Annotated in this window: 12 protein-coding genes; 4 read left to right on the forward strand and 8 right to left on the reverse strand. The window is 37.6% G+C overall.

The window, feature by feature from the left end; translation table 11 throughout:
• Positions 1–7 precede the first annotated feature (7 nt).
• The 8 genes from O0955_RS03700 to gltX all read right to left on the reverse strand — a co-directional run bounded on the left by O0955_RS03700 (position 8) and on the right by gltX (position 9,586).
• The gene (locus O0955_RS03700; protein ID WP_269426172.1) at positions 8–370 is read right to left on the reverse strand and encodes a response regulator; all 363 of its coding nucleotides are present in this window, start codon (positions 368–370) and stop codon (positions 8–10) included.
• A 31-nt stretch (positions 371–401) separates the two neighbouring features.
• Positions 402–986, reverse strand: coding sequence for a chemotaxis protein CheB (locus O0955_RS03705; RefSeq protein WP_269426173.1), 585 nt, complete (start codon positions 984–986; stop codon positions 402–404).
• Positions 971–1,789, reverse strand: a complete 819-nt coding sequence (locus O0955_RS03710; RefSeq protein ID WP_269426174.1) for a CheR family methyltransferase — start codon at positions 1,787–1,789, stop codon at positions 971–973. The genes O0955_RS03705 and O0955_RS03710 overlap by 16 nt, the downstream gene beginning before the upstream one ends.
• Before the next feature lie 2 nt (positions 1,790–1,791).
• The gene (locus tag O0955_RS03715; protein ID WP_269426175.1) at positions 1,792–2,163 is read right to left on the reverse strand and encodes a response regulator; all 372 of its coding nucleotides are present in this window, start codon (positions 2,161–2,163) and stop codon (positions 1,792–1,794) included.
• Positions 2,164–2,178: 15 nt separating this feature from the next.
• Positions 2,179–5,757 carry a response regulator gene (locus O0955_RS03720; RefSeq protein ID WP_269426176.1) on the reverse strand — a complete coding sequence of 1,193 codons (3,579 nt, stop codon included), beginning with the start codon at positions 5,755–5,757 and terminating at the stop codon, positions 2,179–2,181.
• A gap of 51 nt (positions 5,758–5,808) precedes the next feature.
• Positions 5,809–6,960 (reverse strand): hybrid sensor histidine kinase/response regulator, encoded by a 1,152-nt coding sequence (locus O0955_RS03725; RefSeq protein WP_269426177.1) that lies wholly within the window; start codon positions 6,958–6,960, stop codon positions 5,809–5,811.
• A 108-nt stretch (positions 6,961–7,068) separates the two neighbouring features.
• Entirely contained in the window at positions 7,069–7,914 is an 846-nt protein-coding gene (ypfJ, locus tag O0955_RS03730; RefSeq protein ID WP_269426178.1) for a KPN_02809 family neutral zinc metallopeptidase, read from the reverse strand.
• 157 nt (positions 7,915–8,071) lie between these two features.
• Positions 8,072–9,586, reverse strand: coding sequence for a glutamate--tRNA ligase (gene gltX, locus O0955_RS03735; protein ID WP_269426179.1), 1,515 nt, complete (start codon positions 9,584–9,586; stop codon positions 8,072–8,074).
• Between the two features lie 133 nt (positions 9,587–9,719).
• Here gltX and O0955_RS03740 point away from each other — a divergent pair, with 133 nt between their 5' ends.
• The 4 genes from O0955_RS03740 to O0955_RS03755 are packed head-to-tail and all read left to right on the forward strand — an operon-like array spanning position 9,720 to position 12,324.
• Entirely contained in the window at positions 9,720–10,925 is a 1,206-nt protein-coding gene (locus O0955_RS03740; protein WP_269426180.1) for a sensor histidine kinase, read from the forward strand.
• Positions 10,906–11,415 carry a DinB family protein gene (locus O0955_RS03745; protein ID WP_269426181.1) on the forward strand — a complete coding sequence of 170 codons (510 nt, stop codon included), beginning with the start codon at positions 10,906–10,908 and terminating at the stop codon, positions 11,413–11,415. The genes O0955_RS03740 and O0955_RS03745 overlap by 20 nt, the downstream gene beginning before the upstream one ends.
• Positions 11,405–11,836 carry a hotdog fold thioesterase gene (locus O0955_RS03750; RefSeq protein WP_269426182.1) on the forward strand — a complete coding sequence of 144 codons (432 nt, stop codon included), beginning with the start codon at positions 11,405–11,407 and terminating at the stop codon, positions 11,834–11,836. Before O0955_RS03745 ends, O0955_RS03750 begins: the two co-directional genes overlap by 11 nt.
• 50 nt (positions 11,837–11,886) lie before the next feature.
• Complete coding sequence (locus tag O0955_RS03755; protein ID WP_269426183.1) at positions 11,887–12,324, forward strand: hypothetical protein; 438 nt, start codon at positions 11,887–11,889, stop codon at positions 12,322–12,324.
• Positions 12,325–12,328 lie beyond the last annotated feature (4 nt).

Below are 12,328 nucleotides of genomic sequence, written 5' to 3' on the forward strand. Positions count from 1 at the left end.
ATAATAGCTAGCTCAGGTGTTTTTTCACAATTTCTTCCAGGGCCGAAATATCAAATGGTTTAGACAGGTAGCTATCTGCACCGGCTTCGCTGGCAAGTGATGAAATATCATTATTTGCTGAAAAATAAATAACAGGAATGTGTTTTAAGTCGGGGTGCCTTTTAAGTGCTTTTGTAGCCTGAATACCACCTAAATCGGGTAGCCAGTTATCCATAAAAATAATATCAGGCATATATTCTGCCACTTGCTGCTCAATATTTTTGGCGCTTTCAGAGGTTTTAATTTCATACCCTGCATCTTCCAGAATGAAGGTACAAAGATCCAGGATATCCTTATTATCATCAAAAATAAATATTCTCTTAGTTACCATTTCCATTTAATTTTGAAGGGCAGTTGTAAGCCTAATCAATTAATTTATTTATAAAATCTGCCATTTCAGTGGCATCCAAAACAACACTGTCTTCAATGTTTGTTACGGCTTGTAATGGCATATAAGGCATCAGCGCTGTATCCGGGTTTTGTATAACCACTTTCCCCCCAAAATTGTTTACCGCTTTTAAGCCTTCTACCCCATCAGCGTTAGAACCTGATAATAAAATACAAACCAGGCCGCTTTTAAAAACCTCAGCTGCAGATTGAAAGGTTACATCTATTGACGGGCGGGAGTAATTAATTTTTTCAGAGTAATCTAAAGAAAAGGTTTTGTCTTCTTCAATCAATAAATGATAATCAGCGGGTGCAATATAAACCTTACCTGCCAGTATCCTTTCTTTTTCTTCTACTTCTGCAACCCTCAGCGTTGTTCTGCTTTGTAATAAATCACTTAGTAAAGATTCATTTCCTGATTTACGATGGGTAACTAAAATAATCGGAAAATTAAGGTCAGCATTAAGCCCGGGAAAAATTTCCAGCAAAACGTCTAAACTACCGGCCGAACCACCAATAATTAAGGCATTGCACTTAGCTGACGTTATAGTTTCCGCCATATTTTCTCTGTTTTAATTCGCCTGTATTCTTTTGCTCTTGGCCAAAAATCCAAACTTTCCTTGCTTCCCAAAGCCAAATAGCCTAGTTTTTCGATGCTGCTATCAAATAAATTAAATACTTTATGCTGCAAATCCTTATCAAAATAAATCAGTACGTTTCTGCACAATATAAGCTGAAATTCATTAAATGAGTGATCGGATACCAGATTATGTGTAGAAAAAATCATTTTTCCGCTTAAAGACTCATCAAATTTAGCCAAAGAATAGTTGGCGGTATAATAAGTAGAAAAATCTTTAGACCCGTCTGATTGCAAATAGTTTTCTGAATATTGTTTAAGGTAATTTAACGGGAACATCCCTTTTTTTGCTTTCTCCAAAACCAAAGGGTTAATATCTGTTGCATAAATCAATGATTTGTGCAACAGGTTAAGTTCTTTTAATACAATAGCAAGCGAATAAGCCTCTTCTCCGGTTGAGCAGCCTGCAACCCAGATCCTGATAAACGGATACGTGCCTAATACCGGCAAAACCTCATTACGTAAAGCCCGGTAAAAAGAAGGGTCGCGAAACATCTCCGTCACATTAACCGTAATTTCTTCTAAAAAACGTTTAAAATATTGTTTATCTGATTTTATTGTATACCTAAACTCCGCAAAGCTTACAAAATTATCCAAAGCATAGAGCCTGGATATTCTGCGTTTGATAGAGGCATGTGAATATTCCAGAAAATCATAACCATGATTTTCTAAAACATCGTTAAGCAGTATCTCCAGCTGTTCGTTATCTATTGCTTCGTTAATCACTTCTATGTTGTAACTTCTTCTATCTGAACCAATAATTCATCCACATTTATAGGCTTAGATACATACCCGGAAGCTCCAGCGCTTAAACATCTTTCTTTATCGCCAACCATAGCCTGCGCAGTAACCGCAAGCACCGGAATATTTTGCATTTTTTCTGATTTTTTCATAACCGAAATCGCCTGATAGCCATCCATATCCGGCATCATCATATCCATTAAAACAACAGCAATTGCGGCGTTTTCTTCCAGAATGGCAAATCCATCCTTTGCACTGGTTGAAGATAAACAATCGAAACCCTTTGCTTTTAAAACAGCTTTAAGTGCGAAAATGTTTCGATTATCATCATCTATAATAAGTATTGTTTTTTTTAACATGTTAATTTAAGGGCATTAAGATTTATGATGATTTTCGTATAACCAAACACGTAAAAGAGAAACCAGCTGATCCATATCTACCGGTTTGCTGATGTAATCAGATGCACCCGCAGCAATACACTTTTCGCGGTCGCCCATCATGGCTTTAGCGGTTACAGCTAAAATTGGCAGGTTCCGGTACTTAATATTCTGTCGTATCGCAGTGGTGGTTTCATAACCATCTAACTCGGGCATCATCATGTCCATTAATACTACATCAACCTTTTTATTTTCATTTAGCAGTTTAAGGGCTTCTTTTCCGTCTATAGCCGTTAAAACTTTCATTTGATGCTGCTCCAGCATTTTTGTTAAAGAGAAAATATTCCGCACATCATCATCAGCAACCAACACGGTTTTATCTTTCAAAACATCCTGCAATTCCGAAAACTTTTTTGGTGTTTTGTTTGCATCCTTATTTTTTTCTTCCACAAGGTGAAGAAATAAACCAGCTTCATCTAAAATCCTTTGATAAGAATGCGCCGTTTTTACTACGATAGAATCTGCATATTGTTTAATTCTATTTTCTTCTCCTTTTGAAAGATTTTTACCTGTGAAAATAATAATCGGTAAATTTTCCAATCCGGGTGTTTTCTTTACAACTTCTAATGTTTCGTAGGCATGTTTATCCGGAATACCCATATCTAATATTACACAGTTAACTTCTGGTTTGTGTAAGGCAGAAACACTTTCATTTACCTGATTAACAATTTCTGTTTGAATATTAAAGTTGCCCAGGAAATAACTTAGTGCTTTTGCATGTTGCTCATTTTCTTCTACAATGAGTACTTTTTTAGGGTGACGGCTTAAAGCATGCTCCAGTTTAGAGAAAATCTCCTGCATGTGCTCGAAAGCAAAAGGCTTATTTATAAAATCAACGGCTCCCTTTAATAAACTTTCTTTTTTAACCTGCAAAGAAGACATAATATGAACCGGAATAGGCCGCGTAGCCGGATCAGATTTTAACTCTTCCATAACCTGCCATCCATCTTTAACCGGCAGTTGAATATCCAATAAGATGGCAACAGGTTTAAATGCTTTTGCCATTTCTATACCTACGTCGCCACGCACCGCTACCAAACCTTTATAATTCCGTTTTCGGGTAAAATCGAGCAATGTTTTTGCAAAAGGCGTATCATCTTCCACAATTAGAATTACTTTATCATCCGGCTGAATGTTATCCCGGTCGTCTTCAATTTCCTGAGGAATGTTGGAAACGGTCAAATCTTTCACTTTTTTCGGTAAAACCTCAAGTGTTTCCTGCGGTTTTTCTACAGCAATTTCTTCAAAGCCTTTATTTTTATCGATTGGCAAGGTTAATGTAAAAATACTTCCCGTACCTTCTTCACTTTTTAAATCGATATACCCGCCCAGTAACTTAGCCAATTCGCGGCTGATGGAAAGCCCCAGACCAGTACCTCCAAATTTACGTCTGGTTGACCCGTCAGCTTGCTGAAAAGCTTCAAATACCATTGCTTGTTTTTCTGCTGCAATACCTACTCCCGTATCTGTTACCTTAAAAACAAGTGCATTAAGTTTCTCATTTTTGGTAACGTTTAATGTAACCGAGCCCTGAGTGGTAAATTTAACTGCGTTGGAAAGCAGATTTTTTAAAATTTGCTCCAACCGCATTTTATCGGTATGGAAATATTCAGGAACATCTGCAGCGGTATCGATAATTAATTCCAGGTTTTTATCCTTTGCCACCGGATTAAATAAAGAGCGCATACCACTGGTTATCTCCTCAATTTTAATATTAGCCCTGTCGAGCTCCATTTTTCCGGCTTCAATTTTCGAAAGATCAAGGATCTCGTCGATTAAACTCAAAAGCCCCTGACCTGAACTTTGAATCACTTCGGCATATTCCTGATACTCCCGATCCATCTTTTCATTTTCTGCCATTAATCTGGATAAAAGTAAAATGGAATTTAATGGGGTACGCAACTCATGAGACATATTGGCCAAAAACTCTGATTTGTACCGGGTACTTAATTCTAAAGCTTCGGCTTTCTGCTGAATTTCAATATTTCGTTCTTCAATCAGTTCATTTTTTTCTTCCAGCAAACTGCTTCGCTCTTCCAGTTCCTGGTTACTTTGTAATAACTCTTCCTGCTGCACCCTAAGTTCTTCTTCTGATGCTTGTAATTTTTGCGATTGGGCTTCCAATTCAGCATTCATGCCCTCAAGTTCATTGTGCTGCACTTGTAACTCTTCCGATTGTGCCTGGGTTTCTTCCAATAATTGCTGTAATTTTTGTCGGTTTTGGGCACCCAACAGCGCTGTTCCAACATCAGACAAAATTAGATTTAAGAAGTGTAACTCTAATTGGCTATAGTGCCCGATGGTACCCAATTCCATTCCACCAATAGAAATTCCATTTCTGATAATAGGCAGAACGATTAATTGTGCAGGTTTAATTTTTCCAGATGCAAAGCTGATGGTTAAATCATTTTGCGGTACCTCGTCCAGCAAAATTTGTTTACCCGATTTAACAACCTGGCCAATAAGCCCCTGACCAATTTCTAATACTTCATCTAAACTTTGTTTTTGTAAAGCGTATTTGCCCTTTAAATGCAGGTATCCATCATCTTTAAATAAATAAATGGCCCCCATCTGGCTTTTTGTATATGCCGCCAGAAATTCTATGATATCATCTGCCAAATGGAAAACGTCTTTTTCGCCAACCATTTTTACGTTTAAATTGGCTACGCCAGTTTGTAGCCATTCGTTTTCTTCAAGCGTATCAAAAGATTTTTTTAAAGACAAGGACATATTGTTAAGCGACTCGGAAAGTTCGCCTAAATCATCTCCGGAAACACTGTCCAGCAGCACACCATAATTACCTTTTGAAATTTGAGCAGCAATTTCTTTTATGGCGGTAATTCTTGTATCCATTTCCCGTTTCTTATCTTCCAGCTCTTGTTGTAATTTAACCCGTTCATCAAAATCGACAGAAACCTTTCTATAAAAAAATAGGGTAATCAATATGGCTAAAATGGCGGCAATTAAAATTAAAACCGGAGTATAAGCTGTTAGTTTATTTAATTCGACGGTTCGTTGTTCCAGCAATCTTTTTTCTTCGGCTACCATCCGTTTCACAATTACCCTGGCCTGATCCATGTAGGTTTTGCCCTGAAATAAAACAGTTGGATCTACTACGCCTCCAAGTGATTTAATTTCGACCGTTGATCTTAAAATATCCATCCGGCGTCCCATAATATCGCGTAATGCAGCAATATTCTTCTGCTGAACAGGGTTATCTTTGGTATTTACGGCTACGCGATTTAAAATTGCTGTGGCGGTATCGCTGGCACCGATATAAGGATCCAGAAAAACTTTATTCCCAGTCAAAAGATATCCTCTTTGTCCGGTTTCAGCATCTTTTAATATAGAAATGATATTTTCTGAGTTAAGGATAATTTCATCACTGTGCTTAACCAGATCTGTATTCTTAATCAGGTTTTTAATGCTTACATAGGATGCAAGCGAACTGATAAAAAGGATGATAAGCGACAAGCCGAGACCTAAACGCAAATTGTTTTTAAGAGTTGTTTTCATTAAAGATAATATGCTTTTGAGATGTAATAAATTTGGTTAAACAGATTTTATTTAACCTTCAACCGTTGCTTCCTGCTGTGTTTTTAAAATTGTCTCTTCCGCTGTTGGAATGATAAAATAAAACTCAGACCCCTCGTCCGGTACGCTGTTAACACCAACAATACCTCCATGTCTTTTAATAATTTCCGAACAGATGTACAAACCTATTCCCAAACCATTAAAACGGTTGCTGTTTTCTTCTACCCGATAAAATTTTTCGAATATTTTATGCTGTTGTTCTTTCGAAATCCCAATGCCAAAATCCTTTACTGATAAATATAACTTACCATCTTTAATATTGGTAGTTACATTTACCTGGTTAGTGCCCGGAGCATACTTAATCGCATTGGTAATAAAATTAATTACGACCTGTTCAAGACGCATTTCATCACCATAAATGGTTTCGCTGGTTTTGCCAAGCTTGGTGATTTTGAAATCAGGATTGGATTGCTGCAACATTTCAATGGCGTTGCTCACCATATTATCGACGCAAAAGTTTTGCATATTAAACTTAAGTTTGCCACTTTCTATTTTAGAAATGTCCAGCAAATCAACAATAAGTTCGTTTAGTTTTTCCAGCTGAATGCTTGCCTTCTCTAAATGCTTTTGAGCTGTTGTTTTATCATCTTTATTCAAACTGCGTTGCAACAGCTGAATATATCCTTTTACACTGGTTAGTGGTGTTTTTAATTCGTGACTGGCAATACTGATAAATTCATCTTTTTTGTGTTCTGCTTCCTTTCTGAATTCAATTTCTTCCAGCAACTTTTCCTGTACTTCATTAAGCTTTCTGCTTTGCTCATAAATGCGGTAAAAAGTTTTTATTTTCAATAAAAGCACATTAATATCAACAGGTTTGGTGATGTAATCCAATCCTCCGCTCATGTACCCTTTGGTAATAAACTTTAGCTCAGTGTTTACAGCAGACAGGAATATAATTGCAGTATCTTTGGCTTTGCTAAAACCAGAAATAGCCTCAGCAACTTCAAAGCCATCCATATCGGGCATTTGAACATCAAGAATAATTAAGACGTAATTATTTTTAAGAACCTTTTTAAGGGCCTCCTCGCCTGACGAAGCCGTATCGACCTCAAAATTGTGCGCCTGGAGTACTTTCTGCAAAGAAATCAGGTTTTCAGGCCTGTCATCAACAATGAGGATCATGTTTATTAAACAAATAAGAATCTTGGGATGTGATTTAATTCAGTTGCGGGAAATATAAATCTCCCGCAACTGTAAACAAACAGTGTTGTTTTAAAAAAGTTTTGCCTTTTATAAATTATTTGAATTAAAGGTGTCGCCTTGTCTGATATCTCCGGTTTCAAAACCTTTTTTAAACCAGTACATACGTTGTTGGGATGTGCCGTGTGTAAAGGAATCTGGTTTAACATCTCCGGTAGCTTCTCTCTGCAGTTTATCATCACCAATTGCATTGGCTGCAGTTAAAGCTTCTTCAATGTCACCAGCATCTAATCTAAAATCTTTTAAGTTTTGAGCATTATGCGCCCAAAGGCCTGCAAAAAAATCGGCTTGTAATTCTAATTTAACTGATAAACGATTGTATTCGGCTTCGCTTACGCGACCACGGGCCTGATCTAATTTTTCTGAAATGCCTAATAAGTTTTGAACATGGTGACCAACTTCATGTGCTATAACATAAGCCTGAGCGAAATCTCCGGCGGCCCCAAAACGGCTTTTTAGTTCATCGTAAAACGATAAGTCAATATAAACTTTATGATCGCCCGGGCAATAAAATGGCCCAACTGCGGCACTAGCATTACCACAAGCGGTTTGAACTCCCTCTCTGAAAAGTCTCAGTTTTGGCTGTTCGTATTGTTTACCCAATGCCTGAAATTCTTTATCCCAAACCTGTTCAGTGGATTCTAGTACACCTGACACAAATTTTGCCTGCGCATCATTTTCAGGAACCCCCTGCTTAACCTCTGTATTATTATCTGCAGAAAGTGGCATCTGGCTTACCAAACCCGTTAAGTCTTTTCCAAAAAACAGACCTAAAACTACGATTATAATACCTATACCACCACCTACAGCCGTGCGGCCACCGCCACCGCTTCTTCCGTCTTCTACATTATTACTTCCTTTGCCAAACCATTGCATATCTAAATCATTTTAATTTACTGAATAAAATTTTATCAGGAATTGTTATACTAAAGTATAAATTATTTTTGTTGAAAAAATGAATATTATTCTTTTGAGTTTATACTCAAAGAAAAGGCCAGACTTTATGCCTGACCTGCTTTTATCCTATTTAAGTTTAGCTGTTAAAAACTGTAATTGCCTTTTCAATTCTGTTTTTAGTTTCTCCGGCACCGAATAAAACAGCAATATCAAATACGCCCGGTCCAAATTTACCACCAACCAACATAATTCTGAATGGCAACATTAATTCTCCTGGTTTAAACCCTTTTTCTTCTGCCAATGCTTTAAAAGCGAGTTCAGCAGATGTGGCATCTGATAAATTCTGATTCAACCCTTCAGCATAAGCCGTAAAAAATGCGGCTTTCTCCTCCGTCCATTTTGGTTTAACTGCGGCTTCATCATACGTTGCCGGTGAAGTAAAGAAATAGCTGCTTTGTGCAACAAAATCAGTTAATAAAGTACAACGGTCTTTAATTAAATCAATAACCGTATTTAAAAATGTATTGTCTTTAACTTCTATATTATTTTCAGCTAATAACTGTTTAACCGTTGATTGAAGTTTATCTGCTGATGCATTTTTAATCCATTCGTGGTTATACCATTTTGCCTTTTCGAAATCGAATTTAGCTCCCGCTTTACTAATTCTTTCAATAGAGAATTTTTCTTCCAGTTCGGCCAGGCTAAAAATTTCCTGCTCCGTACCATCATTCCAGCCCAATAAAGCAAGCATATTAATAAAGGCTTCCGGCAGGAAACCCATTTCTTTAAATCCTTTAGTTACATCGCCGGTTTTTGGATCTGTCCAGTTCATTGCATAAACCGGAAAACCTAAACGGTCGCCATCCCGTTTACTGAGCTTACCATGTCCATCAGGTTTTAAAATTAACGGAAGATGCGCCCACTGTGGCATTTCACTTTCCCAGCCCAAGTATTTCCAAAGTAAAATATGGATCGGTGCCGATGGCAACCACTCTTCTCCTCTAAAAGCATGGGTAATTTCCATGGCTTTATCATCAACCACAACAGCCAGGTGATAGGTTGGCATTCCATCCGCTTTAAGCAAAACTTTATCATCAACCAAAGAGGTTTCAAAGCTCACATCACCACGAATAAGATCGTTAAAATGCACATTTTCGTTTTCAGGAACTTTTATCCGGATTACATGTGGCGTTTTAGCTGCTAAAAGTTCTTCAACTTCATTTATGGTCAGGGTTAAAGAGTTGCGCATGTCCATTCTTGACGCCTGCCCATATTGGAAATTTGGTATTTCTTTACGTTTAGCCTCTAAATCTTCAGGAGTATCAAAAGCATAATAGGCATAACCATCGTGAATAAGCTGTTCAGCAAATTTTCTATAACCTGGTTTGCGCTCACTTTGACGGTATGGGCCATAAATGCCTGGGTTAACCGGGCTTTCATCGGGCGTAATGCCGCACCAGTTTAAACAATCAGCAATATATTGTTCAGCGCCTTCAACAAAACGATTCTGATCGGTATCTTCTACACGTAAAACGAAAGTTCCGTTGTGCTTTCTGGCAAATAAATAATTAAACAGGGCGGTACGAACACCTCCTAAATGCAAGCCTCCTGTTGGGCTTGGGGCAAATCTAACTCTAACTTTTTTATCCATGATTGGGTTGTTGAACAATAAGTGATGATAATAAGTGCTAAAACACCTGCATCATCCACATATCGCGTAGCGGTACAAAGATATGTTTTTTATGATTTTTTCGTTTTGTTATTGTATTTTGGCAAACCAAAGCATGAACCCTTACGAAAAAAAACGCCGCTGGAAATTTTTCCTCCTTTTTTTTGCCATACTAATCGGCATAGCATCAGTATTTTACACTGATTCTTTTGTTAAAAAAATGGAGCGTGAAGAAGCCGATCAATTTCACCTTTGGGTAAGAATACAGGAACGATCGATGTTATTATACGATAATGATGATTTTCGAACGATTGTTGAAACCGTTAGAAAAAACACCAAAACACCCGTTATCATGGTCGATTCTGCCGGAAGTATCAGTTCCTTTTTTGGGCTCGACAGCACAAAAACTAATTATCCTACGGATTCAAAATTAACTTACGATAGTTTATATTTTGTCCATCAGCTGGCAAAAATGAAAGCACAGCACTATCCGGATGAGATGAATATAATTGGCCGGAAATTTAAAGCCTATTATCGCGATTCCTTTATTTTAACCCAGTTAAGATACTTTCCATACATTCAAATGGGGGTGATTTTCCTTTTCCTGTTAACGGCTTATGCCGCGTTCAGTTCCTCGCGGAGAGCAGAACAAGACCATGTTTGGGTTGGTTTAGCAAAAGAAACGGCGCACCAGCTGGGTACACCAATATCTTCATTAATGGCCTGGACAGAGCTCATGAAATCTAAATTTGATGCTGAAGATGATCCATTGATTGCCGAAATGGAAAATGACATTAAGCGACTGGAAATTATTACTGACCGTTTTTCTAAAATTGGTTCCAAACCCATTCTGGAAGACCATACCGTTTATATTGTCATCAGTAATTTTATTAGCTATTTCAAAGTAAGAACATCGGATAAAGTGAAATTTTCAATTACCGGGGATGAGCAGGTTCGGGCAATGTTAAATGTTCCGTTATTTGACTGGGTAATTGAAAACCTGCTTAAAAATGCGGCCAATGCCATCGAAAATGAGGGTTCTATTTCGGTTAATATTATTGAAAATTTAGCCAAAGAGCAGGTTTTTATTGATGTGACCGATACCGGAAAAGGGATTCCAAGATCTAAGTTTGATGCGGTATTTCAACCGGGCTACACGACCCGGAAACGCGGCTGGGGCCTGGGTTTATCTTTAACCAAACGTATTGTTGAGAATTATCACAGTGGAGAAATTTTTGTAAAGGAATCAGAAATTGGGAAAGGCACAACATTTAGAATTATATTAAAAAGTAGTTTAACATATGAACCGACCACTGCCTAACGAATACCCGGCTTGGGGAGAAACTTATATCGGAAAAGTTGACGGAGACATTTTCCAGGTTTTGAATGATCAGATTACCAGCATTCCTGACCTATTTAGAAACAATGCTGGCAAAGAAAATTATGCCTATGCTGAAGGCAAATGGACTTTAAAAGAAATGTTGGGACATATTATAGATACGGAACGTATTTTGGTGTATCGACTGACTTGTTTCGCCAGAAATGATCAACAACCTTTACCTGGTTTTGAAGAAGATGATTATGTGATTAATGCCCGTTTTCATCAAAGGGAATTAGAAGATCTTCTTGAAGAATTTGTGGCACTGCGTAAAGCAAATCTTTATCTTTTTAAATCTTTAAATGAGGTAGAATTGAATAGAAAAGGAACTGCATCGAACAGAGAAATCAATGTAAAATCCATTTTATTTATCGTTGCAGGTCACATTATTCATCACGTAAGCATATTAAAAGAGCGTTATCATGTGGTTTAAAAAGTATACGCCTGAAGAATTAAACAACTGGCCCAAAAATAACATCGGCGGAACGCTGGACATCAGGTATACTGAAATAACGGAGGATTCTATTTCGGGTACAATGCCTGTTGATGAGCGTACGCATCAGCCCTTCGGGATTTTGCATGGTGGCGCCTCAGTAGTGCTTGCTGAAAGTTTGGGTAGCATTGCTTCTTTTATGTGCATTGACCCGGAGAAATACCTTGCAGTTGGTTTAGAAGTAAATGCAAACCACCTGCGTCCGGTTAAAAGCGGATTGGTTACAGGCGTTTGTAAACCATTGCATATTGGTTCTAAAACGCACGTTTGGGAAATAAAAATTTACAATGATCGTGGCAAAATGAGTTGCATTAGTCGTTTAACGGTTGCGGTAATTAACAATATCCAAAAAGGCCAATAATTTTCGGATATTTATTACATTTAAGTTAATCTACTAAATATCCTCCTATTATGAAAAGTGTCCTTCTTATTTTATCTATTGCATTAATTTGGAGCTGTAATCCAAAAACATCAAGCAAAACTCCATCTCAGGATACCGTTGTGGTCGCAAAAACTCCGGCAATAGGTGGGGCAAAAGACGAACATGGCTGTTTAATAGCAGCCGGCTATACCTGGTCTGTTCTTAAAAATGAATGCATCCGAACTTTTGAACAAAACAAGCTTCTGCCTGTAGAAAATAAGGAAAGCTATATTTTAGCAGCTTATTTTTTATTTAACAGCGACCAGACCAAAGCTGAATTATTTCTTCCGAAGGAAAAGCAAAGCATCATTTTGGAAAGAAGCGGAACTGAAGGAAATTACATCTGGAAAAAAGACGACTTACAAATCTTTGGCTGGAAAGGTTATGCCTTAAGCAAAAATGGTAAGGTGATTTACCATAGCGAATAAAATA

Source organism: Pedobacter punctiformis, assembly GCF_027213715.1.
GTDB lineage: Bacteria > Bacteroidota > Bacteroidia > Sphingobacteriales > Sphingobacteriaceae > Pedobacter > Pedobacter punctiformis.